The sequence below is a fragment of the Halomonas sp. 113 genome (assembly GCF_904067645.1).
Taxonomy (GTDB): Bacteria; Pseudomonadota; Gammaproteobacteria; order Pseudomonadales; family Halomonadaceae; genus Vreelandella; species Vreelandella titanicae.
The window spans coordinates 1873859-1899131 of sequence record NZ_LR881453.1 but is presented as its reverse complement, the minus strand read 5'-3'; the positions used below and the strand labels follow the sequence as shown (position 1 = coordinate 1899131).

Genomic DNA, 25273 nt, shown 5'->3' with positions numbered 1-25273 from the left:
CCCGTCGATAAGTCTACGAGGGGGCGCTGTAACCCCATCCCTGGGCGCTACATTTGCCATCTGCCCGCCATGGACGGCGGAAATGCCGGAATTGTATGGAACATATTCCGGCCATGGCAAATGACCCCCTCTACGACTTATCCACGGCGCCCTTTCTGTATGTGCTCACAATATACTAGCGACAAAATTGCACCGCTCACTCCTGCTCAGCCGCCCAAAATGCTTCAATCAATCCCTTACTGGAAGCATCCATCCGCGATAGATCTCCCTCATGGTCGATAATTTTTTGGGTATCCGTGGCAATCTGTTTGCCTAGCTCAACGCCCCACTGATCGAACGGGTTGATATCCCAAATCACCGCCTGAACAAAGACTTTGTGCTCGTAAAGGGCGATAAGCGAACCCAGGGTCGCCGGGGTGAGCTGGTCAAGCAGCACCGTTGTCGAGGGCTGGTTACCCCGATAACGCTTGTGCTCTGGCCGTGGGCCGTCGTCTTCCAAAGCGTCATCACCAAGCATTAATACGCGGGACTGCGCAAAACAGTTGGCCAGTGCCAGGCGATGCTGGGTTTTAAGGTGGCGGCGGGTATCTGGATCTTCCACCTCATCGTAGCGCTTGAGCGGCGCGATAAAATCACACACCACCGGTTGAGTGCCCTGATGCAATAGCTGATAAAACGCATGCTGGGCGTTGGGGCCAAGCTGCCCCCAGAGCACAGGGCAGGTGGAGTAGTTAATCGGCTGGCCTTGACGGGTAACCGACTTGCCGTTGGACTCCATCTCAAGCTGTTCAAGATAGGCGGCGAAATACTCCAAGCGCCCATCGTAGGGCAGAATGGAGTGCGCACGGATATCCAGGAAGTTGACATTCCAGATTCCCGCTAACGCCAGCAGCACGGGCAGGTTCTCCGCCATTTCTGCCTCAGCAAAATGGCGATCCATGGCGTGCGCACCGGCTAAAAACTCGCGGAAATTCGCCATCCCAACCACCAGCGCAATGGGTAAACCAATGGTGCCCCATAGCGAGTAGCGCCCGCCTACCCACTCCCAGAAGGTTAATTGATGATCGTCAGCAATGCCCCACTCGGTCATTTTCTCAGGGCTCGCCGACACACCAATAAAGTGCTGACGCACCACCAACTCAGCGCTAATCGGCGTCGCACCATGCTGGGTCAAGCGGCTAAGTAACCACTCCCGTGCGGTGTTAGCGTTGGAAAGTGTATCAATGGTGGTGAACGACTTGGATGACAACACAAAGATAGTGGTTTCAGGATTCAACCGGCTCAGATAGTCCGCTAACTGGGAGCCATCCATGGTGGAGGCAAAATGCACCTCAACCGGATGAATATCTTTGGGTCGGAAATCTGCCAAGGCATGGGTGACCATTAGTGGGCCTAGATCTGAACCGCCTACACCCAGGTTAACCACATGCCGAATCGGCTTGCCGGTGGCACCACGCCACTGCCCTGCGTGCAGCCGGCTGACCAAGCGCTCCATTTGGGCAAGGCTTTCATGCACGGCAGCGACGATATCTTCCCCCTCAACCTCAAGCGTCGCATCGGCGGGTAAACGCAGCGCCGTATGTAACGCCGGGCGGTTTTCGCTGACGTTCACTCGCTTACCGCTCAACAGCGCTTCAATAGCAGAGGGTACGCACGCTTCACTAGCCAGCGTAAACAGATGTTCGAGGGTATCATCATCCCAGCGCTGCTTGGAAAGATCCAGCGTCAAGCCCGCCACCTGGCGAGTAAAGCTTTCCCAGCGGGAAGGCTCGGTGCCAAACAGCGTTTTCAAGTGGACATGCTGCAGCGTTTCAGCGTGATGCTTTAACGTCTGCCATGCCGGTAACGTATCGGGTGTAGCGCTTGATGCTGAGGCCATTTAGCTTCTCCAGTGGCGTCGATCCTTGCAGCGGGGTTCATTAAACAGGTTAATAACCTTAAACAGGGCTGTTCTAAACGAGTCTGTGCTAGACAGGCCTGTTCTAGTCAATTAAGGGCGCGTAAACTAGCACGCCTTTTCCATGATCCCGGCTTGCCCATGAGTGATGCATCTTACCGTGACGCTATCTTTTCGACACCCCTTGACCGAGTCGCGCGGTTCTCTTTCGACGAAAAGGTGGTCGCCTGCTTTCCTGACATGATCCGCCGATCGGTACCCGGCTACGGGCAAATTCTTGGCATGTTGAGCTTAATTGCCCAGCGCCACCTGCGCCATGGCGCCCATGTCTATGATCTAGGCTGTTCGCTGGGCGCTTCCGGCCTTGCGCTGGCAGGGGCGCTGGCGCCTGACGCCTTTCGCTATACGGGCGTTGACCTATCGCCCGCCATGGTCGCCCAGGCTCAGCAAACCTTTGCTGACGAGTGCCCAGCGTACGCTATGCAGGTCGAAGAAGCCGACATTCGTACCCTCGAGTATGCATCTTCGGGCATGATCATTCTCAATTTTACCCTACAGTTTCTACCCGCCGCCGACCGCGATGCACTACTGGCGCGGCTTTATGCAGCGCTGGAACCCGGCGGCGTGCTGATTCTCTCGGAGAAAACCGTCGACGCCGACGAGCGCGACAACGCCTGGCGGGTAGAACGCTACCACGATTTCAAGCGCGCCAATGGCTACAGTGATCTGGAAATCAGCCAGAAGCGCACCGCTCTTGAGAACGTACTGGTGCCGGATACCCTCGATGCACTTCATGGTCGTTTGAAACAAGCAGGTTTTCCACGTTCGATGACCTGGTTCCAGTACCTTAACTTTGCCTCACTGATTGCGTTTAAGGAGGGTTAAAGGTGGCGCCACTACCCGACGATCATCGCGCAATTTATCAGGCGTTTTTAGATCAAGCTACGCTTGATGCCTCACTAACGCCCTGGTTAGCGAAGCTTCCCGAGCAGTTAGCTCACGGGCTTGACCGTAACCGCCACGGCGATTTATCCGCCTGGGAAAAAGCCGTGGCCAAGCTTCCGGTGCTGCCCGCCGAGCGGCGCGTGGATTTAAACAGCGACACCGTCAGCGTTGATCTCGATCTTAGCGATAGCCAGCAGCGCCAATGCTTTAACCTGCTTAGAAAGCTTGCCCCATGGCGTAAAGGCCCTTTTCAGCTAGGCGGCATTTATATCGACACCGAGTGGCGCTCTGACTGGAAGTGGCAAAGAGTGGCGCCACACCTGGCACCGCTAAAATATCGCAAAGTGCTCGATGTGGGTGGCGGCAGCGGTTACCACGCTTGGCGGATGGCCGGGGCAGGTGCTGCTTTTGTGCTAATCATCGACCCTTCGCCACGTTTCTACTGGCAGTTTCAGGCAGTACGCCACTTTGTGGGTGATGCGGATGGCGGCAAAACGCAGTTTTTACCCGTGGGCATTGAAGATGTGCCTGAGAATCTGGGCTTTTTCGATACGGTATTTTCCATGGGCGTGCTCTACCATCGCCCTGCCCCGTTGGAACATCTTCAGCAGCTAAAAGCCGCGTTAGTTCCGGGCGGCGAGCTGGTGCTAGAAACCCTGGTAGTCGAAGGCGACGAGCAGACCGTATTTGTGCCCGGCGAACGTTACGCCGCCATGCCCAACGTCTACTTCCTGCCCTCTTCTCAAGCACTCTGCCACTGGCTGGAGCGCTGCGGCTTTACCAACGTGCGCGTGGTCGATGAAGCCGTTACCACGTTAGACGAGCAGCGCTCGACGGAGTGGATGACCTACCAATCGTTGGCTGATTTTCTCGACCCCAACGACCGCACCCGCACCATTGAAGGCTACCCTGCACCGCGGCGGGCGGTGATTTTGGCGAATAAGCCGGGCCAATTAGCCGTTAGCCGTTAGCCGTTAGCCGTTAGCCGTTAGCCGTTAGCCAAGTGTGCGAAGAAGGTGTCAAAACCGCCCCGGCGTCCGCCAAGCCGCCGCATTGAATTGCCCCCCAAATATTGACTTATACTAAAACTCATAGTAACAGTAACTTTTCCGAGGGGTGCCTATTATTCAGGCTGAGATGGAGTTATCCAAACCCTTTGAACCTGATCCGGCTGATACCGGCGTAGGAACGGACATAAACCATATATGAATCTGTTTTGACACCTACGCCTGTATTATCCGAATCTCAATGCAGGAGTGTATCGTGTCGCAAGGTAACTCAACGCCCGCTAACGCATCTACGCTCAGTAGTACCTCCCCTTTTAACACGTCTGATAAAAACCGCCTGAACTCCGTACTTGCCAAGCCACGCTTGGCAGCAATCGCCGTAACTCTGCGTAATAATGAAGTTCTCCTCGTCCAACGCAGTAAAGAACCTCAACGGGGCACTTGGGGCTTCCCCGGAGGATCAGTGGAACCGGGAGAAAGCCTACATTGTGCAGCAAAGCGCGAATTAATGGAGGAAACCGGTATCACAGCATTGGTAGGACCGTTAATTGATGTAGTAGAAGTAATCGGATATGACCCAGAGGGAAGTCACCACCACTTCGCCTTGGTTGCCCTTTTATGTCACTACGTTGATGGCGAGCTACGGCCTGGTGATGATGCTGCGGACTGCCGCTGGGCGAAAGTTATAAACGGAAAACTCAACTTCAATGAAGCCTTAGCTGATCACGTCGCAGATACTGTCGTGAAAGCCTTTAATTTGCACAGTTTGATCGTCAAAGAAAAATCAAACGCGATTCACAGCTCCAATTCAGCTTTTTAAACTACTCGCCATCATTCGTATCAGCAAAATACGCCTCTTTGTCCACCGAAAGAGATGAATATAATGATGCACAAACATTATACGAATTTCACCAGCCTCTACAGAGATACACTGCATAAAATCTGCTTTGAATATGAATATGTTAACTCACCTAGAGGAAATAAAGAGCGAGAACTCATTGGCTTCAATATCCGACTCGACAATCCTCCTGATCGTTTTTGTCTAAGCAAAATACGCAAACAAAATGTTGTTTTTAATTATGCAGAAGCGTTATGGTATTTATCAGGTAAAAACGACTTAGCATTTATTTCCTGGTACGCCCCTTCAATGCAACGCTACAGCCCAGATGGTATAAGCTTACCTGGTACTGGTTACGGAGCTCGTCTTAAAAACTTTGGTGCAGACACGCTCGATCAAATCGAACGAGTGATTGATATCCTTAAAAATGACGATCCCGACAGTAAGCGCGCTGTCCTTCAAATATTTAGTGCGGAAGAAGATCTTTATCGACGCAATATCGACGTTTCATGTACCTTGGGTCTTCAGTTGCTACTCCGCGAAGAAAAGTTGAACATGGTCAGCTATATGCGTGCAAATGATGCCTACGTTGGCATGCTGAACGATATTTTCTCTTTTACTTTCTTGCAAGAGTATATTGCTGCCCGCATAGGCTGCAAAATCGGTCACTACACACATCAAGTTGGTTCTATTCACGTCTATGAAAGCACACATGAGCGTGCGCTTGAACTTTTGAATAGTAATGAAACTATACCCCAGCCAGGCACAGTACCTTTAATGCCAATTGGCACCTCCCCGACGACCATACGCAAACTATTGGAATATGAGTCAGAGATCCGTAGCGGCTTGTTGACGTTTAATGATATGGCTAATCTTAACCTAACGACGTATTGGCGAGATGTGCTGATGTTGTTCTGGATCTATCGCCAAATCAAGATAGGGAATGCGCTGCCTCAAAAGGCGTTAGAGATAATTAACCCCTACTATCAACCGTTTCTTATTAATCGCTGGGGATAGTACAAGCATTCATACATGAGCAAATATTAGGGGATTTATTTTTATGAATACTAATTGGACTGAACAAAATATCGCCGAGCTTTTTGACGCTTATGATGATTGGGTGGAGAATGCTTTTGGCTATCAACCACTCATCGCGGAGTTAACCTGCTCTTATGGCAAGGGAATTAGTGTATTGGACTACGGCTGTGGCAGCGGCAAAGTGTCCAGAAGATTAAGAGACGACGGATTCGACTATGTCACCGGTGTTGACATCTCTCCAACAATGATTGAAAAAGCAATATCCGCAGGCACTAACCGTCTTCGCTTTGAGCAAATCCATGGTCCAAATTTGCCATTTCCTGATAACAGTTTTGAAGCTGTCATTAGTTGTTTTCTGTTTATTAACATTCCCGAAAGACGTGAACTAGTACGCATCACTACGGAAGTAATGCGCATACTTAAACCTGGCGGCTCCTATTACATCCTCGACACTCATCCTCAAACCACCGGAGTCGATTATCCGACCTACCGCAATGGAGAGCATGGTATTTCCTATCAAGACGGAGATAATCGCCCAGTCTACCTCACGATACCGGGAAGGCAGCAACCATTAGAGATTGTCGACAAACAATGGGGTTTATCCACATATCGAAATACATTCGCCGCAGCGGGGCTTTCACTAACCACAGAGCGTAATCTACCATTTGACAATTCGCAGTTGCCAGTTCATACGAGTGAATTCCGCACTCTACAGGACACAAAACCCTATATTCTACTGCGCGCCACAAAGCAATAAAGACAGACAATAGGTATTAACTAAGTGCCTATGCAAAAGTAAATCAGGTATAAATATCTAGTAAGCTACTGATTTTTTTATAACCTTTAATGCACGAAAAATTATGCATAGACACTTAGTGGCACTGAAAACACAGCTTCAATACACGCTCACCGCCGCAAAATCACCAGCCAGCGTCCCAGGTTCATAACACTGGCCAGCGAGGCGGCCACGTAGGTAAACGCGCAGGCGGTGAGTACGTGCCGGGCACCGGGCATATCGTAAGGCGGGACGTACTCTTTCAAGAGCGGCAGCGCGCGGTTAAAGCTGGCATCAAACTCAACCGGCAGAGTCACCAAATGTACCAACGCTGCGGTGCCAAAGCTGATCACCGCCATGGCAATTACAATGGCCAAACCACCCGGCAGACGCGTCAATAAAAACAGAAAAGGTGCAGCCATCATCAGTACAGCGCCGAGTTTCTCAGCTTTTTGGGCAACGCCGACTAAGCGGCTACGCGCCAGTAGCGGCGCGTAACCCTGGTGATGCTGAATGGCGTGCCCTACTTCATGGGCAGCCACCGTGACGGCCGTTAGCGAACGCCCATCGTAGTTATCCGGTGAAAGACGTACGCAGCGGGTTTCTGGGTCATAATGGTCACCATACTCAGTGCGCTCAACGCTTGCGCCCTCAATCCCCAGTCGGCGCAGCAAATGATCGGCAAGCTCTGCACCCGTGCCCGGGTAATCGTCACGGCCGCGGGTATGGCGTTTAAGCACCCACTTGGCCCAAACATTGGGGAGCACAAATACTGCCAGCGCAAAAATGATCAGCACAACAACCATGGCAGCCCCTATCTACAAATAACCGTCGTTAAACACACTTCTTCGTAGCGTACTTTTACCATGGGGACTGACTTGGCAACAGCGTTATGCGGGATCGTTGCGGTGCTCCTCAACTTCGCGCTGTACTGCCGCTAAGCCGTGGGCAGAGATATCGCCCTGGGCGTGGGCGTGTTCGGCAATCAGCACGCTATCTGCGGCGAGCACTAAATCACACTGGATGCCGGCCAACTCATCCCGCAACCGCTGGATCGCCTGCTCGCGCCTGGGGTTTTTATCCACTTGACGAATATAAATCGCTTTAATCCGATCTGGGTAGGCTTTCACTATCTCGGTATACACTTCTGGATCGTGTTGACCGCTATCGCCAATGAGAATACACGGCATATCATTATAAAGCGTCAACATACGGTCGATCAGTTCGCGCTTATGCTCTTCTGCACGGCGCGGCCAAGGCTTGCGCAAAGAGATGCCCCATTCGCGTAAAAAGATAATCGGCCCAACGGGGATGCGGTTGATCTGAAAAAAGGTTTCGAGCATTTCGTATATCGCCCAAGGGCTACGGGATACATACAAAATGGGCCGCTCAGCGCGTTCACTAACGCCACGATGTAAAGCTTGATAAAGCGGCGCAACACCGGGGAAAGCGGTGCGGCGATGAGGTTTTTTAACAAATAAGCGATAAAGCATTTTGAGCTTTTCCGCCACCCCGGTAAACATAACGGTGTCATCAATATCACTGATGATCAGCAAATCCGCCTCTGACGGAGGTACATAAACTTCTACGTGAGTACGTACCGGCGTCTGCCCCGAGCAATGCACTAAAATATCGGCGCGGTGCCAGGAGACATCAATGGGCAGGGTGTGACTAATCGGTAAGTGGACGTCGTAATAGCCATCTCGATCCGTGCCGACGCAGAGCTTATTTTCGCCGATGTGAATTTCTACCTGCGCATCGGCCAGCCCCCGGCGTAAAACGCGCCGTGCCACGTCCGCAGTATCGCGTAGCATGCCATGGCGAGGAATGGCTCGACCTAGTGCGGCTTGGCGAAACACCCGGCCCATGACAAAAACTTCACGCTGGGAACCATAGCCGCGGTAAGGATGAACCACCATTCCGCCGCGGCTACTGTCTCCTTTGATAGGTTTGGCAATAACGTGGACAAGCCTTTTGATAAAGCTTGTCCACTGACGCAATACGCTCATCAAGCGTGTTGACCGGAGTGACGCCCTTCCTGCAGCTCTTCGAGTAACTTGGCGTTAAAGGCATCCAAGTCCTTCGGCGTACGGCTGGTCACAAGACCGCTGTCCACAACAACTGGCTCATCGACCCACTCAACGCCGGCATTGCGTAAATCTTGCGCGACGCTGTGTACCGAGGTCATGCGGCGGCCTTCAACCACGCCCGCATTAATTAAAATCCACGGCGCATGGCAAATAGCAGCAACAGGCTTACCTGCCTGGAAAAACCCTTTTACAAAACTCAAGGCATCGTCGTTAATGCGCAGTTCATCGGGGTTGAATAAACCACCCGGCAGTACCAAGGCGTGGTAGTCAGACTCACTGGCATCAGCAAGGGCTTTATCGGCTTCATAGGTGTCGCCCCAGTCGGTTTCCGCCCAAGCGCGGACTCCTTTACCGTCGGGGGTGACCACATGAACCTCAACACCCTCTTTCTGTAAGGCGGCGCGCGGTACGCTCAGCTCAGACTCTTCAAAACCATCTGCGGCTAAAATAGCAACACGCTTACCGTTTAGTCCTTGTTTCATCATGCTCTCCTTTTCGTGATGATTTGCGTTAGTAACGCCCCACTAGTGTGGCGTATATTGAATCAGGGTCAAGCTCTCCTGCTGACACCGCAGATTAGCGAATAGCGCGCTAGGCGTTATGCACAATCCTTCCTAGCTCAGCAACATCATAACCCCCTAACTGTGTTGCCCTCTCGGCAAAACGCGCTTGATGAGCAAACGCCAACAGGCGCTGTATTGAAGGTTCGAAATAACTGCGCCGCTGCATAATCAAATCAAACGGCTCATCGCAAAGTGTCACGAAGCCGAGGTGCTGGCGATGGGCGGCGGCTTCAACCCCCAGCCCAACATCCGCCTCACCCTGACCAATGCTAAGCGCCAAATCATCTTCACTTAAGGAGGCATGGGGCGCCCAGTTGATCGCCAAGCTTTCAATGCCTGCTTGTTGTAGCAAACAGTGCAGCAACCGTGCTGCTCCAGCGTCGGGCTGGCGATGCGCCACGCGGATCCCGGGCCGTTTTAAATCATTTAGCCCAGAGATGCTCATCGGGTTGCCAGCGGGTAAAAGCAGCCCTTGGCGGCGCTTTGCCCAATGCACTATCAACAGATCACGCATGCCGCTTAAGCCGAGCGCGCTGGGTTCGTTATAGCGCTGAGTAGAAGCATCCAGCAGATGAATGCCCGCCAGCATCGCCTTGCCGTCAAGCAACCGCCGCACGCCGTCGCCACTGCCTTGGCAGAGCATCGCCAAATCAGAGCCGCTTTCCCGAATAGCCCACTCCAACAGTGGATCCTGGCTACCGGCTGCTACTAGCGGCACTGATAAACGCTGCGCCTGATCGCCTTCTAAATGGTTCAGCACCCATAAATCGATCTGTTGGCGGGGAAACAGCAACTTTCCCGTTACCCGACTACAGGGAATCTGGCCTTGGCGCACCAAGTCATACACCTTGCGCTCTTTTAAACGCAAATAGTCAGCGACTTCTGCGGTGGTCAGGTAAGTATGTGGTTCAGACATCGCAAGGTAGCCTCGCTGGGTAAAATGCAAACCTCTTTTGTATTTTAACTGCATATGACTGCATAAATTTCAGGACGCAGTGCATTAAGTCATTTTTCGATACATCATGCCAATTCTCAGATAACAGTTTTCCTACAACAGCTCTTCATACAAAAGTGAAACCGACGCTCAATGCTCACCAGTGATAATGCTTTTAGTACTGCTCTCACCCTGATCCTGAGTATGGATAGCGCGCTAATCTCCATCGTGATGCTCTCGCTGCAGGTATCGCTGATGGCGGTATTGATTGCCAGCCTGATAGCCCTGCCCTTAGGCGCTGCTCTGGCGCTATGGCGCTTTCCTGGACGTAACGTCGTGATTGTCGCCCTCAATGCCCTGATGGGCTTACCGCCAGTCGTGGCAGGGCTTTGTGTCTACCTACTGCTTTCGCGGGCAGGCCCACTGGGTGAATGGGGGCTGCTGTTTACGCCAACAGCGATGGTGATAGCCCAAGTGATCCTGGTACTACCCATTATTGCCGCCCTCACCCGCCAGCAGGTTGAAGCGCTTTACGGAGAGTATGCCGAGCAGTTGAACTCACTGGGGCTAACGCGCCTACGCATGATCCCCACCCTGCTATGGGACGCACGCTTTGGGCTGTTAACGGTGATCCTGGCAGGCTTTGGCCGCGCCAGCGCCGAGGTGGGCGCAGTGATGATTGTGGGCGGGAACATCGACGGCGTCACCCGCGTGATGACCACCAGCATTGTGTTGGAAACCAGCAAGGGCAACCTGCCTATGGCCCTTGGCTTAGGGATCATTCTGCTCGCCCTGGTCACCATGATTAACGCGATTGCCCACATAATCGGCGAAACGGCGAAAAGGCGGCTGGGATGAACGCACATCATACGCCCCCCGTCGCCACCCTTGAGCTCGACAGCGTGAACTTTATCCATCGCGGCCATACCCTGCTTAGTCCCACATCGATGCGCCTTGCAGGCTGCCAGCGAACGCTAATAATGGGGCCGAACGGTGCGGGCAAAAGCCTATTAATGCGTCTAGCTCACGGCCTACTAACGCCCTCCAGCGGTTCGGTTCGCTGGCAAGGGGCTCAGCCTGCGCAAGCCATGGTTTTCCAACGCCCTGTGCTGTTACGCCGCTCAGCGCTGGATAACCTGACCTATGTGCTAGCCATCAATAAAGTGGCGCGTCCAGAACTGAAAGCGTTACCTCGAAAAACCCAGGCGATGAGTGCCCTTGAGAAGTTTGGCTTAGCACACCTAGCCAAACGGCCTGCGCGGGTGCTTTCCGGCGGCGAGCAGCAGCGTTTAGCGTTGGCACGGGCCTGGCTGCTCAATCCCCAAGTTCTGTTTTTAGACGAACCCACCTCGGCGCTCGACCCCGCCGCCATCAAGGCCGTTGAAGATGCCGTACTGGAGTTTCATCACAGCGGTACACGTATCGTTATGACCACTCACGACTTGTACCAAGCACATCGCTTAGCCAATGACGTGGTGTTTTTGCACAACGGCGAACTACTTGAACACACCCCTGCCCGCGACTTTTTTACCGCCCCCACCTCACCTGAGGCGGGGGCGTTTATTCGCGGCGAGTTGGTCTGGTAGCTCCAATATGAGTGAGCCCTAGGATTGAAGTAAAACGATTCATGAAAAGCGATCAAGGAGCAAAAATGAACAAAACTACCGCACTTATCACCGCTGGCACCCTAGGGCTGACCTTCAGCGCTACGCTGATGGCGGCCGATGACTACATTACGCTGGCCTCCACGACCTCTACCGAAAACTCTGGCCTGTTTGACGCCATCATCCCCGCATTCAGCGAAGAGACCGGGATTGATGTGCACGTGGTCGCCGTGGGCACCGGCCAGGCATTTGAAATTGGTCGCCGTGGCGATGCGGATAGCCTGCTGGTTCACGACACCGCAGGTGAAGAAAAGTTTGTGGCCGATGGCTACGCCACAGAACGCTTGAATGTAATGTACAACGATTTCGTGATTGTTGGCCCGAGCGATGACCCTGCAGGCATTAGTGATAGCGACACCGTTATCGATGCCATGCAGCGCATTGCCGAGAGCGAGTCCCCCTTCGCCTCACGCGGGGACGATAGCGGCACGAACCGCGCGGAATTGCGCTTATGGGAAGATGCTGGGGTCACGCCACAGGGCGAGTGGTACCGCGAGCTGGGCAGCGGCATGGGCCCTACGTTGAATACCGCCGCGGGCATGGACGCCTATACGTTTACCGATCGCGCCACCTGGGTCGCCTTTGACAACCCACAAGACCTTACCTTGCTGTTTGAGGGCGATGAAGCGCTATTCAATCAGTATGGCAGCCTATTGCTCTCGGCAGAGCGACACCCGCATTTGAAGCACGACCTCGCCGCCCAGTGGCACGAGTGGCTGGTTTCTGAACAGGGCCAGCAAGCGATTGCGGATTTTGAGGTAGATGGTCAGCAGCTGTTTTTCCCTAATGCTGAGTAAATCTAATCACCTACCGCCATTGCGAGTAGCTTGCGACGAAGCAATCTCATACCGGCGATGGCACTAACTTTGAGATTGCCGCGACAAAAGCAAGATTGCCGCGTCGCTTCGCTCCTCGCAATGACATAAGGAGAACTCCTCGCACGGATGTGAGGAGGCTCATGACCAGAGCTTATGCCGGTTAGCGGCTGAATAAACCGCTGATATCTTTCGCTTCCCAGTGAGGGAAATGCTTACGCACTAGGGCATTCAAGTCACGCTCAAAGTCGGCCCAATCGGTGGCGTTTGAAGCATTGCCTGGGGCGCTGGCGGTACCGCGGATCATACCGGCGCCTACGGTCACGTTGGTCAGCCGATCAATGATGATAAAGCTACCGGTACCGGGGCTGGTGCGGTAATCATCCACGGGAATAGCAGCTGTCAATTCCACGTCGCAGCGGGCAATAGCATTTAGCCCCAGCGAGTGAGTGGCATGCTTCTCCAGAGTATTGACGTCGATTTGGTAATCAATCGCACTGATCTGACCGGAAAGATCGCGGGTCGCCAGTTTGAAATCGTAGAGCTTACCTGGCGTTAACGCCTCTTCCTGCATCCAAACAATATCGGCTTTAAAGGTGTTGGAGAGCGGCAGTTCGCTATCCGCTGCCACCAGCCAGTCGCCACGGGAGATATCGATTTCATCTTCCAGAGTCACAGCGATCGCCTGACCTGGATAAGCGGTCGCAAGGTCACCATCAAAAGTGACAATCCGTGCAACCCGCGACGTTTTACCCGATGGAAGTGCCTTAACGGCTTGACCAGGACGTAATACACCCGCGGCTAAGGTGCCGCAGTAACCGCGAAAATCAAGGTTCGGGCGGTTAACGTACTGAACCGGTAAACGCAGATCGCTGAGGTTCTGGTCGCGGGTAATCTCGACACTCTCTAATAGCTCGATCAGCGTTTGCCCCTGGTAAGTATCGCTAAAATACCAGGGCGTTTGTTCGCTACGATTGACCACGTTGTCGCCATTCAGTGCCGACATCGGCACAAAGCGAATATCCGGTGCTTGGAGGTTAGTGGCAAAGGCGCGGTACTCATCGACTATCTCGTTGAAGCGCTGCTCGGAGAAGTCCACCAGATCCATCTTATTGACCGCAATCACCAGATGCTGAATACCTAGCAGGTCGGCAATAAAGCTATGGCGGCGAGTCTGGGTCTGCACACCGTAGCGGGCATCGATCAGGATAATCGCCAGGCTGGCGGTTGATGCCCCCGTGGCCATATTGCGGGTGTACTGCTCATGCCCAGGCGTATCGGCGATAATAAACTTGCGCTTATCGGTAGAGAAAAAGCGGTACGCCACATCGATGGTAATGCCCTGCTCACGCTCTGACTGCAGCCCATCCACCAACAGCGCCAGATCAACGGTATCACCAGTAGTACCACTGGTTTTAGAAGCCTGAGTGATCGCCGCCAGTTGATCTTCAAAGATCATTTTCGAGTCGTGAAGCAGACGGCCAATCAGCGTCGATTTGCCGTCGTCTACGCTACCGCAGGTGATAAAACGCAGCAGGTCTTTGTTTTCGTGCTCGTGCAGGTACTGCTCGATATTATCGGCGATTAAATTAGATTGGTGAGACATCAGAAGTACCCCTCGCGCTTTTTCTTCTCCATCGAACCCACCTGATCGCGATCGATGGCGCGGCCACTGCGTTCACTGGTTCGGGTCAGCAGCATCTCTTGAATAATTTCCGGAAGCGTCGCGGCTTCGGATTCTACCGCGCCGGTTAGCGGGTAGCAGCCAAGCGTTCGAAACCGTACCGACTTCATTTCCGGCACTTCGCCAGGTGCTAACGGCATACGGTCGTCATCGACCATAACTTGCATACCGTCGCGCTCGACTATGGGCCGCTTGGCCGAGTAGTAGAGCGGCACGATGGGAATCGACTCTAAGTAGATGTACTGCCAGATATCCAGCTCGGTCCAGTTAGAGAGTGGGAACACGCGGATCGATTCACCTTTATTGACCTTGGCGTTATATACGTTCCAAAGCTCAGGGCGCTGGTTCTTGGGATCCCAACGGTGATACTTATCGCGGAACGAGTAGACGCGCTCTTTGGCACGCGAGGCTTCTTCATCACGACGCGCGCCACCAAAGGCCGCATCAAACCCATACTTATCCAGCGCCTGCTTGAGCGCCTGGGTTTTCATGATATCGGTGTATTTGGCGCTGCCGTGGTCGAACGGGTTGATATTGGCTGCCCGCCCCTCTTCGTTGGTGTGCACGATCAGTTCCATACCCGCCTCTTCAGCCATGCGGTTACGGAACTCGATCATTTCGCGAAACTTCCACGTGGTGTCCACGTGCATCAGCGGGAATGGCGGTGTACCGGGGTAAAAAGCTTTGCGCGCCAAGTGCAGCATTACCGACGAATCTTTACCGATGGAGTACATCATCACCGGGTTGGCGAACTCAGCGGCAACTTCACGGATGATATGGATAGACTCGGCTTCTAATTGCTTGAGGTGGGTCAAGCGCGCGGCATCAGGGGCATTAAAAGCCTCCCCCTGCGTCGCTGAAGATGAAGAACGCGTCTCTGAAGACCGCTCTTTTGACGACAATGTAGACAATTGGGTCATGGCCCCTTACCTCACAAGAACAAGCTCGTCACACAAGCTAAAATCAGCGTACGTTATAGATAAATGTACGTTCGAATGTGAGTAGGGTAACGCCGAGCCGGTAATAACCCAAAAGAATTAATAACTATCTTTTTATTCCTAAAAAACCTATCCAGAAATGGGAGAGAAATAAGAGAGCAATTAACGTCTAATCAATGCGCTCTATCCAGCTCTGCCACTCGCTTCCCTGGACATCGCTATACGCCAAATCGATAACCCGATAGCCAGGGCGGGAAGCTTCATCAATGGCAAACTGCTCGGCACCGGGCAGAAACTGATCGGCCATCGCCGGGCAGCCATAAACATCAATAGTGGCCTCACCTATGCCTCTACCTGTGCCTAAAATATGATGCTCGACGTAGGCTTGGTGCGCGTGACCAAACAGGATGATCTTGACGTGCGGGTGTTTACTTAGCAGTTGCCAAAATGCGTCGCGATCTTGTAGGCCAATGGCATCCATCCACACCGCGCCGACGTCCACCGGCGGGTGGTGCATGGCTATCAGCGTGGGCCGGTCATCGTTCTCTAACTGTTCAGCGAGCTTAGCTAGCCGCTCGCTTCCCAGTTCACCGTGGGGTTTGCCCTCCACCTGGGTATTGAGCAACAGGATGCGCCACGAATCCAAGTCCACTTGTTCAACCATCGGCCGCTCGGCCGCCATGAACTCGGGCTGATCGTGATTACCCGGCAGCCAGTACCAGGGGCAAGGCAACTGCTCCAGCGCCTGCACCGCCAAGGCGTAGGAAGCGGCCGATTCATCCTGGCTAATATCACCAGTAAACAGCACGATCTCGGGCTTTTCGGCGACAACAGCATTCAACACCTGCTGAAACTGCCGCCAGGGTATGCCCGCCCGGGAACGCGCTTCGGTATCCGCATAGAGATGGGCGTCGGTAATTTGCACCACACGCATTAGGGCATCTCCGGCACGTCGACCGTGTGACCGTGAGCAAGGCCATGAGCCAGCCACTCGCCCAAGAAGCGGTTGAGTTGAAGCTTCTCATCCGGCTGATGCATCCGGGCATTGGGGTAGCGGTAGCGGCCACTAAAGTGGCGCTCGCGCTGAAAGTCGGTCACTTCCGCCATGCGCACATCGTGATAGAGATGTACGCGCATACGCGGCCCTTCCAAAACGGTATCTAACGGGCCGGTCTGAGACACATTCACCATGGTGGTATAAGGCGCCTGCTCTTGAATATACAGATGCAGATCACCGAAATGCTGCTTATCGCCGCGCAGGGCAATGTCGCGGCGCTGGCCGGCCTCCATATCGCCCACCAGGCGCACCAGACGTAAATAGTTGGCGCTGCACTCCCCTTGGAGCGATTTTAAATCGGTGACATAGGCCGTTCTCGCCATGTTCACTCCTCGTCGGTTTCGCTTTGCATCAAAGCGCGCTGAGAGGCAGCACGCAGTGAGGCTCGCTGGCTATTAAGCCAATGTAGACCAATTAAACACATGGCGTTGTCGAGTCGCCCCTTCTCTAAGAGCTCCCAAGCGTTGGCAAAAGGCATGACGTGAACACGAATATCCTCATGCTCTTCATCTAGGCCATGAATCCCACCTAATCCTTGGGTATCTACCAAACCACAAAATAGTGTCACTTGCTCGCTGCAGGCGCCAGGGCTGGGATAATACGTGTGAAGTTTGGTCAGTTGGGCCACTTTACAACCGGCCTCCTCCCACGCCTCGCGACGCGCCACATCTTCCAGCGATTCGTCTTTTTCGACCAAACCAGCCACGAGCTCGAGCTTCCAGGGAGAAACGGAATCATCAATGGCGCCGGCACGAAACTGCTCAATGAGCACCAATGAGTCGCGTTCGGGGTCGTAGAGCAGCACACCCACTGCATCAAAGCGATTATGCACTTCACGACGCATGGGTTCGCTCCAACCGCCTTCAAACAGCCGGTGACGAAGCTCTAAGGCTTCCAGGCGGAAAAACCCCTGGTGTAGCGTCTCCCGCTTAAGCAGCTCAACATCATTGCGCTTTAAGTCTGGAACGCTAAGAGCCGTGTTTTTAAAAGGAGGGCGCTGAAAATTAGGATTCTGAACAGCATCGTGCTTGGAGTTGGACGCCATGAGGCACTCCCGGTGGTGATAATCGATCTATTATCAATGCTTGCCACCGGGAATGCCAATTCAGCGGGGGATTTACAGCTGCTTAAGCAGCGCTTCGGCATCACGGCGTAGCGCTTCATCGGAGACTTGCCGGTTGTCTCGAGCGGTGCCGTTAACCGCTCGCTGGGCGTGCTCGCGAGCGGCCTGCTCATTGCCCTCTTCTTTCAAAAATGCAGCGTAGTAGTAGTTCACATCGATGCCGTCTGGGCGGATCTCCAAGGCACGCTGGAACATGCGTTCAGCGGTATCACTATTGCCAAAACCGAGTGGCCGCCCTGGAGCGCGATCGTAAAGCGCACCTAGCGTGACGTAGGCGGAACCATTCAACCCCTGAGGATCTATTTCAATCGCCTTTTCTAACGCGTCACGCGCATCACCTGCGATTCCTAATGCGCCTAAACCACCGCGCTCACGGGCATAAGAAGCCAGAACTATTCCCTGCCAGACAAGTACATCAGCTTCATCGCTGTACTGCTCGGCCAACTGCTCCGCTTCACCTGCCAATGCCTTTAACGTGCTCTCGCGCTCGTTGGCGGGCATCTCAGTCACGGTATGCTCCCACCTGTTTTTAAGCGAAAACAGCTCGCCTTCAAAGGCAGAGGCGGTTAGCGGAGACAGCATCAGCGCGCTGCCAATGGCGGCGGCGATTATTAAACGTGACAAAGAGTTGCGTGAAAAAGAGTGAGTTCGCATACATGCTCCTAACATTATTGTTGTCCTGGTTAGACCTACTAATAGCGGGCCTCTCGCTCAATATAGCAAAAAATGTAACAAACGTTTGAATGATTTTCCAGTAGCATGTTGCTTGGTATGCTTCGCGCAATTAACGTAAGGTAGATAGCTCGAAACACAATGGGGAATAGGTAATGAAAGGCCGCAACATGACCCGCTGGCGCGATCCAGCCAAAGATCCGCGTCAAGCCCCTAAGAGCAATCTGATTACCCCAGAAGGGGCGGCTCGCTTGCGCGCTATCTTGGATCACCTATCGCGGGTTAAACGCCCGGATATTTCAGCAAAAGTCGGCGAAGCAGCCGCCCAGGGCGACCGCAGTGAAAACGCCGATTACACCTATAACAAGAAAGAGCTGAACCGCGTTATCGCCCGGATTACTTACCTGACGAAACGCTTGGACGAACTGCAAATCGTAGACCGCCTGCCTGCCGATACCAGCAAGGTGTTTTTCGGCGCTCATGTAAGCCTGGAGGATGAAAGTGGCGGTGAGGTGCATCTCAGGATCGTTGGCCACGATGAAATCGACACCAAAAAGCGCTGGATCAGTATCGATGCACCTATGGCTAAAGCACTGCTCGGTAAACAGGTGGGTGATGAAGCAAAAGTGCTCACGCCTAACGGTGATACGTTTTATACCATCACCGCCATTGATTACACTGGCTAATCCCTGCGCCATTAACGCCGCCTAGGGCCTAATCTTGTAAGGAGTAGTCCACCGTGGTGACAACGCGAACACGTTTGGTTTGCGGCGTGTAGCTGTCCAAGTCCTCGATGGAGAAGTAGCCCTGGGTCGCCTGACGAATCTGGCCCACTTGGCTACCGGAATCTTCGGCAAACTGCTGTGCGGCGTTACGCGCATCCGCAGTGGCCGCCGCAATCATTTCAGGCTTGATCGCATCAAGTCCGGTAAATAGAAACTCCGTGCGGTATTCGTAGCTGGGCGAGAGCAATACGCCCTCCCGCACCAGTGAAGTCGCATTGGGGATTGCCTCGATCACGCCCTCAACATCGGGGGAGCGCAGTAGCAGTGTTGCTTCGGCGCGATAGCGCTCATCCGGGCGCTGACCACCGTACTGATTGCTATATTGGTCGGTAATCCGCGGCGGAGTGGAGCTAACATGCTCTGATGCAAACCCCTGGGCCTCCAGAAAATCGCGAATTGCCTGCTCGTCACTGGACAACTGCTGCTCAAGGTCACTCAAGCTATTAGCGCTGACACTGTAATTGAACGGCCACAGCACCAAATCCGCCGGCACTTCTCGCTCGGCTAAGCCGCGCACCGTGACGCTACGTGACGACTGCTGCCATACTTCTGCGGCGCCCTTGATATAACTACCGCTCCATACCAGCCCTAGCGCCAGCAGCCCACCCAGCAGAACGGCACTTCCCAGTACCGCCGTATTTCGAATATTTCCCGCCATTGCTGCCACTCCTACTCACTACCGTTAAATTAACGACTACTTATTTGCATCATAGTCCTTAACGATAGACCTTACCGGTAATTTCGTCGGCGGCTGAATGTGGCAAGTTTGAGGAAACGATGCAGAAGTGTTAATGATCAATCGATATCATGGCCTTGATAACCTGATTAGCGGGGTCACACCACTGGGGCATCTGGGCAGGCACGTCAGCAAGGTAAGCACGGTGGGTAATCATTGCTTCAGCATTGATGTCCCCACTATCCATCAGTGACACCACACTATCAAAGTCTTCCCGAGTGGCATTACGGCTGCCGATCAAGGTCAACTCTTTCTTGTGGAAATCAGGATCACTGAAGGTAATGTCTGCTTTGACTATACTCACCAGAACATAGCAACCGCCATGCCCCACCAGATCGAACCCAGCCTCCATAGCACGAGGGCTCCCTGTGGCATCAAACACCACATCTGCTAACGCACCGCCATTTAGCTTGCTGATCTGTGCAGCCACTTCCACTTCCTGAGGGTTCGCCACCGCATCGGCACCCAGTACGTCACGGCAAAAAGCCAGACGTGATGGATTGGTATCCACCATCAAGGTACGCGCACCCTGGCTTTTAGCGACCTGGAGTACGCCCATACCAATAGGCCCCGCACCCACGATGACGGCTAATTCATCCGCTTGTAGCACGCTACGCCTTACAGCGTGAGCACCAATTGCCATGCACTCCACCAGTGCCAATTGATCGATGCTAAGGGTTTCAGATACCACTAAGTGAGTGGTAGGTACGGCCAGGTACTCCGCCATGCCACCATCTTGATGTACGCCAATAACCTGCATGTTCTGGCAGCAGTTGGTTTTATGCTGCTGGCAGGCACGGCATTCACCACAATGCAGGTAGGGTATGACATAAACCTGCTTGCCCAGTAAGTGCTGGTCATGGTCATCAGCGACTTCGACTATCTCACCGGCAAGCTCATGGCCTAACACCCTGGGGTATTCAAAATAGGGTTGGTTTCCACCATAAGCATGAATATCCGTTCCGCAGATACCGATACGGCGTATCCGTACCACGGCATGCCCAGAGGCACACTCTGGCTTAGAAGCGTGACGCAGCTCCAGATGTTGCGGCTTTGAACAGATAAGCACTTCCATAAGCACGCTTCTCCTCGTTATGTTTAGGCCTGAACGACCCGCTGCCGCTGCACACCTAAGCCCTCAATACCTAAACGCATTTGCTGCCCATCACGAAGGTAAACGGCAGGCTTCTGGCCCATACCCACACCGGGAGGTGTGCCGGTTGAGATAACATCGCCAGGCTGCAAACTCATGAAACGACTCAAGTAACTGATCAGAAAAGGCACTTGATACACCATGGTGCGTGTATTGCCGTCCTGGTAACGCTGGCCGTCTACCTCAAGCCACATACCTAACTGGTGTGGGTCAGCAATCTCATCACGGGTAACTAACCAGGGCCCCAAGGGGCCAAACGTATCGCAGCCTTTGCCCTTGTCCCAAGTACCACTGCGCTCCAACTGAAACTCGCGTTCAGACACATCATTAACTACGCAGAACCCCGCCACATGTAACATCGCCTCAGCTTCATCAATGTAACGACCACCCTTTCCAATAATTACCCCAAGCTCGACTTCCCAATCGGTCTTTTTGGAGCCACGGGGGATCTCCACATTGTCATTGGGACCACAGATAGCGCTTGTCCACTTATTGAAAATGACCGGCTCGGGGGGAACCTCGGCGCCGGTTTCTGCTGCGTGATCGGAGTAGTTGAGACCAATACAAATAAATTTGCCCACCTGACCAACACAAGGCCCCAGACGCACATCAGCCGCGACCTCTGGCAATGTAGAGAGATCCACATCGCGAAGTTTCTGCAACCCTTCGTCGCTCAACACATCACCGGCAACATCGCTAACGAGGGCGGAAAGATCACGCACCTTACCCTGACTATCGAGAATGCCCGGCTTTTCCTGGCCCAGCGTTCCAAAGCGTAAAAGTTTCATATTGTTATTCCTTCTGAAGTAATCAGTTAGCCCAACCACCATCGATCAATTGCGTGGTACCGGTAATAAACTGCGATTCATCACAAGCCAGAAAAGCCGCCAGCGCAGCCACTTCCTCCACTCGCCCCAGCCTACCCATTGGCTGACGGGCAATAAAAGAGGCTAGCACCTCTGCATCACTGCGCCCCTCTTTACGTGCCTGCTCAGCAATACGCTGTTTGAGAGAGGGAGACTCAACGGTGCCAGGGCAGATCGCATTGCAGCGAATTCCCTGGGTCATAAAGTCGGCGGCGACAGACTTGGTCAGTCCGATCACCGCGGCTTTAGAAGTACCGTAAGCGCAGCGATTAGCAACTCCTTTAATGCTAGATGCCAGGGAAGCCATGTTGATGATGCTGCCACTCTCTTTTGCCAACATGCCCGGTAAAAAAGCCTGCAAGGTATGAAACATTGAAGTGACATTCAGATCCATCGATCGCTGCCAAGTGGCCTCGTCGCATTCGAGTACGCTGCCACCTGCCACCATACCGGCGCAGTTAAACAGTACATCCAAGGCTGGCAGTGAAGCGGCTAAATGGTGGATCGCTTGGCTATCCGTGACGTCCAGGCGATAAGCTTCAACACCCGGTATACCTTCTAAGCTGGCAATATCGATATCTGTCGCGAATACGCGTGCGCCCTCGGCAACAAAGCGCTCGACGCTAGCACGCCCAATGCCGTTTGCAGCGGCGGTGATCAGTGCAGTTTTGTTCTTGAGTCTCATGTTATTTGCACATCCCTAACGGCTAAGGCGCGCCCCTAAAAGCTGTGGCACGACCTTGAAAAGAATGGGAACATACATTAGGCCAAATCATCCAGACACCTAATGGCCTGACCAATGAGCCGAGTATGAGCGAGAAACTTTGACCCTGACAAGCCTCAAAAGGCCAAATAGCAGCTTTTGGGAATAAACTTTAGTAGCCATCAACTTTAGTCGAAAAACACCAGTGAAACGGATAGGAAACACCACGAATGCCGATTCAAACCATCCGCCCGCAGCGCCTCTATCGCCAGATTGCTGATCAATTACAGCAGTTAATCAATGATGGTGAGTTTCCCCCAGGAACGCTGTTACCCCCCGAGCGAGAGCTTGCCCAAGCTCTTGGCGTTAGTCGGGCTTCAGTGAGAGAGGCCTTGATTGCTCTCGAAGTGGTTGGGCAGGTAGCTGTTCGAGTCGGCCATGGTGTCGTGGTGCTTGAATCGCGTTCCACTCCCATGGAGTCGGTGATGCGCGCAGCCGCTCGAACCGAGCCCTGGGCAATAGACCCAGAGTTCGAGAGCGAAATTGAGCTCAATCTGGACGAAGAGATCCCGCCCTTTTCACTGCTCCAGACGCGCCGCTATCTGGAACCGGAAATTGCCGCGTTAGCAGCCATGAACGCCACTGAAGAGGATATGAAAGCGATCCGTTTGGCATTTGAGCGGAATGTGTCTGACAACGCCAATGGCGGGCGCAACTGCGCCGGAGATCGATTACTGCATATTCGTATTGCTGAGGCCTCAGGCAACGCGGCCTACGCACTTGTCATCAAGCATCTGCTTGGCCACAAGTACGGCGCCATGTTTCGTCGACTCCAGGAACTCTTTATGGAAACAGATATGCCGCAGCGCTCCCAGGATGACCATAAGCGCATCGTTGAAGCCATTGAAGAACGTGACCCGGCGGCTGCTCGTCGTGCCATGGAAGTGCATCTGGATCACGTACTTAATGTTTTCTTTGCTGAGTAAGTACCTCATCAAATGCCGTAGACCTAGCGCTGTGACTTAATCGCACCGTAAACCTTGAAGCGGCGATTATCCGCCAGGGTCTGGAAGTCTTGAAATGCCCGCTGCAAGAGGTCTGGATAGGGCAAAAAGCCATTTGCCACCAGGATTAACCGCCCGCCCGCATTGAGATGCTCTGGCGCTGCGCTGATCAAACGCTGGCTAGGGCCATAACTGATATCACGCTCTTTATGGAAAGGCGGGTTGCTAACAATCCAGTCAAACTGCTCACCTTCAAGTGCACTGAATACATCACTGCAGAGTACCCGCCCCTCTAGCCCATTCGCCGCCAAGGTGCGCTTACACGCCTCTACCGCAAAAGCGCTGACGTCCACTGCGGTCACATGATGGCCACGCTGGGCCAACCAAGCGCTAATAATCCCATCGCCACAGCCCATATCCAGCACTTTGAGCGGTTTTTTCGGCAAGCTATTCTCAATGCTTTCCAACAGTAACAGCGTTCCTTCATCGACTTTGCCGTGGCCAAATACGCCCGGGTGGCTGTTCAGCGTCAGCCCTAATGTCTCGAATTGCTGCCAAGCGCTATCGCTAGTCGAATCCAATGCCACGGTTTGGGTGGCAAAGAGTGAACAGCGCCGGGCGTTGTCGCGCTTATCCCAAGGCATCCCCAGCTCTTCCAGCATCTTGGGAACGCGTTTAATGCCACCTTGATGCTCGCCGACAATTTCAATGGGTGTGCCTTCAGGTAGCTGCTCACATAACCACTTGAGCCACCAAATACCTAACTGATGCGCCTTCGGCCAAAACAGCACTACCTCTTTGCCGAATGGCTCACCCACCGCCAAGTCAAAAGGCGTTCGGGCCTGCTTGCCTTTCGCCTGCCACTCACGCAGTACGTCAAAATCGCCACTGACCACACCCGACGATTGATCAATAAGCCAGCTATCGACTGGCGGGCCAATGACCCACAGCGCTACATAGTTATCTTTTTGCCGCTCTAACAGTTGGCACGCTGGGGCTTGGGCACTCATTCAACGATCTCCGGTTTAATTAATGTATAAAGTAGGTAGCGGCCTAAGCGCCAATGGGGGTCATGGCGACAATACTTTTTTTCCAGCGCCAGCAGCGTTTCAGTTTCTGCTGGCGTGGCGGGAGGATGGCGCAAGTAATCTTGAAAAACGCGGATACCGGCGACTGCATCTATCACTAAGCCGTTATCTGCACTCCACTGCTCAACCTCGGCATGACTAACAGGCGAAATAGGCGTCAATCGTTGGCGCTTGCCCTTCCCCGCTAAGCGGTCGCTCAACGCCTTCTCAAGGTTGCCTTTGACTGCATTAGAAAAGCGCAGTGCATCGCGATTAAACACCATCAAGCTAAGCTGGCCACCTGGGGCCAATAAATCGCTCAAGGTGGCCAGCGCCGCTTGCGGATCACCCAACCACTCCAACACTGCATGGCAGGTAATCAGCGGCCATGGGCCAGACGCTTGTTCTGTTAACCGTTGCAGCGGCACCTGCAGATAAGTAATCGCCTCTTCCGGTAACGTTTTAACATCCCGGTGCCAGGTTTTTGCGTAGCTGAGCATATCTGCTGAGGGCTCAGTCATCGTGACCCGGTGCCCCCGCTCAGCAAACCATGCCGCCTGCTGGCCCAGGCCACCGCCCACGTCCAGCACGCACTGCCCCTCTAGATTCAGCATTTCCGGTAGCAGGTAGTCGAGCATTGCGAGACGCAGCTCGCCCCGGGGCGCCTGATAGAGCGAACGGGAGAATTTCTCGGCCAGGCCATCGAAATAGCGATCGCCAGACGGCGTTAATTCATAGCTGCTCGATTGAGAATGGAGTGATTTAGGGTTTGAGGGCATGCCGCGAGCATCGCTGTAAAAGAAAGCGTGCAGTTTACCTGATTATCCCTACCCGGCCGAATGGCGGTCTGGCCTGCATCAAACACAAACAAAAGTTATCAAATCATTACAAATGTCTCTTAAAATAGATATAAATCGGT

27 protein-coding genes and 1 riboswitch are annotated in these 25273 nt (G+C 53.5%); of the genes, 10 read left to right on the top strand and 17 right to left on the bottom strand.

Annotated elements, in window-relative coordinates:
* Positions 1-196 precede the first annotated feature (196 nt).
* Positions 197-1879, bottom strand: a complete 1683-nt coding sequence (gene pgi, locus YERSI8AC_RS08890; RefSeq protein ID WP_159176604.1) for a glucose-6-phosphate isomerase — start codon at positions 1877-1879, stop codon at positions 197-199.
* A 159-nt stretch (positions 1880-2038) separates the two neighbouring features.
* On the opposite strand from pgi, the gene cmoA reads away from it, so the two are divergent.
* The 5 genes from cmoA to YERSI8AC_RS08865 all read left to right on the top strand — a co-directional run bounded on the left by cmoA (position 2039) and on the right by YERSI8AC_RS08865 (position 6482).
* Positions 2039-2782 carry a carboxy-S-adenosyl-L-methionine synthase CmoA gene (gene cmoA, locus YERSI8AC_RS08885; RefSeq protein WP_159176603.1) on the top strand — a complete coding sequence of 248 codons (744 nt, stop codon included), beginning with the start codon at positions 2039-2041 and terminating at the stop codon, positions 2780-2782.
* A gap of 2 nt (positions 2783-2784) precedes the next feature.
* Positions 2785-3813: a tRNA 5-methoxyuridine(34)/uridine 5-oxyacetic acid(34) synthase CmoB gene (gene cmoB, locus YERSI8AC_RS08880; protein ID WP_159176602.1), complete on the top strand. Its 1029-nt coding sequence runs from the start codon at positions 2785-2787 to the stop codon at positions 3811-3813.
* Between the two features lie 131 nt (positions 3814-3944).
* Positions 3945-4048, top strand: a riboswitch (TPP riboswitch).
* A 57-nt stretch (positions 4049-4105) separates the two neighbouring features.
* Entirely contained in the window at positions 4106-4669 is a 564-nt protein-coding gene (locus YERSI8AC_RS08875; RefSeq protein WP_022524007.1) for an NUDIX hydrolase, read from the top strand.
* A 63-nt stretch (positions 4670-4732) separates the two neighbouring features.
* Positions 4733-5704, top strand: a complete 972-nt coding sequence (locus tag YERSI8AC_RS08870; RefSeq protein WP_236557276.1) for a thymidylate synthase — start codon at positions 4733-4735, stop codon at positions 5702-5704.
* Between the two features lie 43 nt (positions 5705-5747).
* Positions 5748-6482: a class I SAM-dependent methyltransferase gene (locus YERSI8AC_RS08865; protein ID WP_022524009.1), complete on the top strand. Its 735-nt coding sequence runs from the start codon at positions 5748-5750 to the stop codon at positions 6480-6482.
* A 149-nt stretch (positions 6483-6631) separates the two neighbouring features.
* Here YERSI8AC_RS08865 and YERSI8AC_RS08860 read toward each other — a convergent pair whose 3' ends face one another.
* From YERSI8AC_RS08860 to YERSI8AC_RS08845, 4 genes are all read right to left on the bottom strand, one after another.
* The gene (locus tag YERSI8AC_RS08860; protein ID WP_022524010.1) at positions 6632-7306 is read right to left on the bottom strand and encodes a zinc metallopeptidase; all 675 of its coding nucleotides are present in this window, start codon (positions 7304-7306) and stop codon (positions 6632-6634) included.
* Between the two features lie 84 nt (positions 7307-7390).
* Positions 7391-8509 carry an App1 family protein gene (locus tag YERSI8AC_RS08855; protein WP_159176600.1) on the bottom strand — a complete coding sequence of 373 codons (1119 nt, stop codon included), beginning with the start codon at positions 8507-8509 and terminating at the stop codon, positions 7391-7393.
* Positions 8509-9072: a type 1 glutamine amidotransferase domain-containing protein gene (locus YERSI8AC_RS08850; RefSeq protein ID WP_159176599.1), complete on the bottom strand. Its 564-nt coding sequence runs from the start codon at positions 9070-9072 to the stop codon at positions 8509-8511. The genes YERSI8AC_RS08855 and YERSI8AC_RS08850 overlap by 1 nt, the downstream gene beginning before the upstream one ends.
* Before the next feature lie 109 nt (positions 9073-9181).
* The gene (locus tag YERSI8AC_RS08845; protein WP_159176598.1) at positions 9182-10069 is read right to left on the bottom strand and encodes a helix-turn-helix transcriptional regulator; all 888 of its coding nucleotides are present in this window, start codon (positions 10067-10069) and stop codon (positions 9182-9184) included.
* 171 nt (positions 10070-10240) lie between these two features.
* On the opposite strand from YERSI8AC_RS08845, the gene YERSI8AC_RS08840 reads away from it, so the two are divergent.
* The 3 genes from YERSI8AC_RS08840 to YERSI8AC_RS08830 all read left to right on the top strand — a co-directional run bounded on the left by YERSI8AC_RS08840 (position 10241) and on the right by YERSI8AC_RS08830 (position 12548).
* Positions 10241-10945, top strand: coding sequence for an ABC transporter permease (locus tag YERSI8AC_RS08840; protein WP_159176597.1), 705 nt, complete (start codon positions 10241-10243; stop codon positions 10943-10945).
* Entirely contained in the window at positions 10942-11673 is a 732-nt protein-coding gene (locus YERSI8AC_RS08835; RefSeq protein WP_159176596.1) for an ATP-binding cassette domain-containing protein, read from the top strand. Before YERSI8AC_RS08840 ends, YERSI8AC_RS08835 begins: the two co-directional genes overlap by 4 nt.
* 65 nt (positions 11674-11738) lie before the next feature.
* Positions 11739-12548 carry a substrate-binding domain-containing protein gene (locus tag YERSI8AC_RS08830; protein WP_159176595.1) on the top strand — a complete coding sequence of 270 codons (810 nt, stop codon included), beginning with the start codon at positions 11739-11741 and terminating at the stop codon, positions 12546-12548.
* A 181-nt stretch (positions 12549-12729) separates the two neighbouring features.
* On the opposite strand, the gene cysN is transcribed toward YERSI8AC_RS08830, so the two are convergent.
* The 6 genes from cysN to YERSI8AC_RS08800 form a co-directional block, all read right to left on the bottom strand.
* Positions 12730-14172, bottom strand: a complete 1443-nt coding sequence (cysN, locus tag YERSI8AC_RS08825; RefSeq protein ID WP_159176594.1) for a sulfate adenylyltransferase subunit CysN — start codon at positions 14170-14172, stop codon at positions 12730-12732.
* Complete coding sequence (cysD, locus tag YERSI8AC_RS08820) at positions 14172-15170, bottom strand: sulfate adenylyltransferase subunit CysD (protein ID WP_009287723.1); 999 nt, start codon at positions 15168-15170, stop codon at positions 14172-14174. The genes cysN and cysD overlap by 1 nt, the downstream gene beginning before the upstream one ends.
* A 187-nt stretch (positions 15171-15357) precedes the next feature.
* A complete protein-coding gene (locus tag YERSI8AC_RS08815; protein ID WP_159176593.1) occupies positions 15358-16122 on the bottom strand; it encodes a phosphodiesterase in 765 nt (254 codons plus the stop codon).
* Positions 16122-16568, bottom strand: a complete 447-nt coding sequence (locus YERSI8AC_RS08810; RefSeq protein WP_022524019.1) for a DUF1249 domain-containing protein — start codon at positions 16566-16568, stop codon at positions 16122-16124. Before YERSI8AC_RS08810 ends, YERSI8AC_RS08815 begins: the two co-directional genes overlap by 1 nt.
* 2 nt (positions 16569-16570) lie before the next feature.
* The gene (locus YERSI8AC_RS08805) at positions 16571-17290 is read right to left on the bottom strand and encodes an NUDIX domain-containing protein (RefSeq protein ID WP_159176592.1); all 720 of its coding nucleotides are present in this window, start codon (positions 17288-17290) and stop codon (positions 16571-16573) included.
* 72 nt (positions 17291-17362) lie between these two features.
* Entirely contained in the window at positions 17363-18022 is a 660-nt protein-coding gene (locus YERSI8AC_RS08800; RefSeq protein ID WP_159176591.1) for a hypothetical protein, read from the bottom strand.
* A gap of 173 nt (positions 18023-18195) precedes the next feature.
* On the opposite strand from YERSI8AC_RS08800, the gene greB reads away from it, so the two are divergent.
* Positions 18196-18726 (top strand): transcription elongation factor GreB, encoded by a 531-nt coding sequence (greB, locus tag YERSI8AC_RS08795; RefSeq protein ID WP_159176590.1) that lies wholly within the window; start codon positions 18196-18198, stop codon positions 18724-18726.
* Between the two features lie 28 nt (positions 18727-18754).
* Here the strand turns inward: greB and YERSI8AC_RS08790 are convergent, their stop codons facing one another.
* The 4 genes from YERSI8AC_RS08790 to YERSI8AC_RS08775 form a co-directional block, all read right to left on the bottom strand.
* Complete coding sequence (locus YERSI8AC_RS08790; protein WP_022524022.1) at positions 18755-19483, bottom strand: SIMPL domain-containing protein; 729 nt, start codon at positions 19481-19483, stop codon at positions 18755-18757.
* A gap of 130 nt (positions 19484-19613) precedes the next feature.
* Positions 19614-20636, bottom strand: a complete 1023-nt coding sequence (locus tag YERSI8AC_RS08785; protein ID WP_027959023.1) for a zinc-binding alcohol dehydrogenase family protein — start codon at positions 20634-20636, stop codon at positions 19614-19616.
* Positions 20637-20659: 23 nt separating this feature from the next.
* Complete coding sequence (locus YERSI8AC_RS08780) at positions 20660-21502, bottom strand: fumarylacetoacetate hydrolase family protein (RefSeq protein WP_027959022.1); 843 nt, start codon at positions 21500-21502, stop codon at positions 20660-20662.
* A 22-nt stretch (positions 21503-21524) separates the two neighbouring features.
* On the bottom strand, positions 21525-22265 hold the full coding sequence (locus tag YERSI8AC_RS08775; RefSeq protein WP_022524025.1) for an SDR family oxidoreductase: 741 nt from the start codon (positions 22263-22265) through the stop codon (positions 21525-21527).
* A 248-nt stretch (positions 22266-22513) separates the two neighbouring features.
* On the opposite strand from YERSI8AC_RS08775, the gene YERSI8AC_RS08770 reads away from it, so the two are divergent.
* Positions 22514-23269 (top strand): FadR/GntR family transcriptional regulator, encoded by a 756-nt coding sequence (locus tag YERSI8AC_RS08770; protein WP_159176589.1) that lies wholly within the window; start codon positions 22514-22516, stop codon positions 23267-23269.
* Positions 23270-23292: 23 nt separating this feature from the next.
* Here the strand turns inward: YERSI8AC_RS08770 and YERSI8AC_RS08765 are convergent, their stop codons facing one another.
* Positions 23293-24297 carry a methyltransferase gene (locus YERSI8AC_RS08765; RefSeq protein WP_159176588.1) on the bottom strand — a complete coding sequence of 335 codons (1005 nt, stop codon included), beginning with the start codon at positions 24295-24297 and terminating at the stop codon, positions 23293-23295.
* Positions 24294-25133 (bottom strand): methyltransferase domain-containing protein, encoded by an 840-nt coding sequence (locus YERSI8AC_RS08760; RefSeq protein WP_159176587.1) that lies wholly within the window; start codon positions 25131-25133, stop codon positions 24294-24296. Before YERSI8AC_RS08760 ends, YERSI8AC_RS08765 begins: the two co-directional genes overlap by 4 nt.
* Between the last annotated feature and the right edge of the window lie 140 nt (positions 25134-25273).

What these genes read in the sequence shown, in the direction of transcription:
- pgi (WP_159176604.1), bottom strand. Translation starts at nt 1,879, where the DNA reads ATGGCCTCAGCATCAAGCGCTACACCCGATACGTTACCGGCATGGCAG.
- cmoA (WP_159176603.1), top strand. Translation starts at nt 2,039, where the DNA reads ATGAGTGATGCATCTTACCGTGACGCTATCTTTTCGACACCCCTTGAC.
- YERSI8AC_RS08870 (WP_236557276.1), top strand. Translation starts at nt 4,733, where the DNA reads ATGATGCACAAACATTATACGAATTTCACCAGCCTCTACAGAGATACA.
- YERSI8AC_RS08865 (WP_022524009.1), top strand. Translation starts at nt 5,748, where the DNA reads ATGAATACTAATTGGACTGAACAAAATATCGCCGAGCTTTTTGACGCT.
- YERSI8AC_RS08860 (WP_022524010.1), bottom strand. Translation starts at nt 7,306, where the DNA reads ATGGTTGTTGTGCTGATCATTTTTGCGCTGGCAGTATTTGTGCTCCCC.
- YERSI8AC_RS08855 (WP_159176600.1), bottom strand. Translation starts at nt 8,509, where the DNA reads ATGAGCGTATTGCGTCAGTGGACAAGCTTTATCAAAAGGCTTGTCCAC.
- YERSI8AC_RS08850 (WP_159176599.1), bottom strand. Translation starts at nt 9,072, where the DNA reads ATGAAACAAGGACTAAACGGTAAGCGTGTTGCTATTTTAGCCGCAGAT.
- YERSI8AC_RS08845 (WP_159176598.1), bottom strand. Translation starts at nt 10,069, where the DNA reads ATGTCTGAACCACATACTTACCTGACCACCGCAGAAGTCGCTGACTAT.
- YERSI8AC_RS08840 (WP_159176597.1), top strand. Translation starts at nt 10,241, where the DNA reads ATGCTCACCAGTGATAATGCTTTTAGTACTGCTCTCACCCTGATCCTG.
- YERSI8AC_RS08835 (WP_159176596.1), top strand. Translation starts at nt 10,942, where the DNA reads ATGAACGCACATCATACGCCCCCCGTCGCCACCCTTGAGCTCGACAGC.
- YERSI8AC_RS08830 (WP_159176595.1), top strand. Translation starts at nt 11,739, where the DNA reads ATGAACAAAACTACCGCACTTATCACCGCTGGCACCCTAGGGCTGACC.
- cysN (WP_159176594.1), bottom strand. Translation starts at nt 14,172, where the DNA reads ATGTCTCACCAATCTAATTTAATCGCCGATAATATCGAGCAGTACCTG.
- cysD (WP_009287723.1), bottom strand. Translation starts at nt 15,170, where the DNA reads ATGACCCAATTGTCTACATTGTCGTCAAAAGAGCGGTCTTCAGAGACG.
- YERSI8AC_RS08815 (WP_159176593.1), bottom strand. Translation starts at nt 16,122, where the DNA reads ATGCGTGTGGTGCAAATTACCGACGCCCATCTCTATGCGGATACCGAA.
- YERSI8AC_RS08810 (WP_022524019.1), bottom strand. Translation starts at nt 16,568, where the DNA reads ATGGCGAGAACGGCCTATGTCACCGATTTAAAATCGCTCCAAGGGGAG.
- YERSI8AC_RS08805 (WP_159176592.1), bottom strand. Translation starts at nt 17,290, where the DNA reads ATGGCGTCCAACTCCAAGCACGATGCTGTTCAGAATCCTAATTTTCAG.
- YERSI8AC_RS08800 (WP_159176591.1), bottom strand. Translation starts at nt 18,022, where the DNA reads ATGCGAACTCACTCTTTTTCACGCAACTCTTTGTCACGTTTAATAATC.
- greB (WP_159176590.1), top strand. Translation starts at nt 18,196, where the DNA reads ATGAAAGGCCGCAACATGACCCGCTGGCGCGATCCAGCCAAAGATCCG.
- YERSI8AC_RS08790 (WP_022524022.1), bottom strand. Translation starts at nt 19,483, where the DNA reads ATGGCGGGAAATATTCGAAATACGGCGGTACTGGGAAGTGCCGTTCTG.
- YERSI8AC_RS08785 (WP_027959023.1), bottom strand. Translation starts at nt 20,636, where the DNA reads ATGGAAGTGCTTATCTGTTCAAAGCCGCAACATCTGGAGCTGCGTCAC.
- YERSI8AC_RS08780 (WP_027959022.1), bottom strand. Translation starts at nt 21,502, where the DNA reads ATGAAACTTTTACGCTTTGGAACGCTGGGCCAGGAAAAGCCGGGCATT.
- YERSI8AC_RS08775 (WP_022524025.1), bottom strand. Translation starts at nt 22,265, where the DNA reads ATGAGACTCAAGAACAAAACTGCACTGATCACCGCCGCTGCAAACGGC.
- YERSI8AC_RS08770 (WP_159176589.1), top strand. Translation starts at nt 22,514, where the DNA reads ATGCCGATTCAAACCATCCGCCCGCAGCGCCTCTATCGCCAGATTGCT.
- YERSI8AC_RS08765 (WP_159176588.1), bottom strand. Translation starts at nt 24,297, where the DNA reads ATGAGTGCCCAAGCCCCAGCGTGCCAACTGTTAGAGCGGCAAAAAGAT.
- YERSI8AC_RS08760 (WP_159176587.1), bottom strand. Translation starts at nt 25,133, where the DNA reads ATGCCCTCAAACCCTAAATCACTCCATTCTCAATCGAGCAGCTATGAA.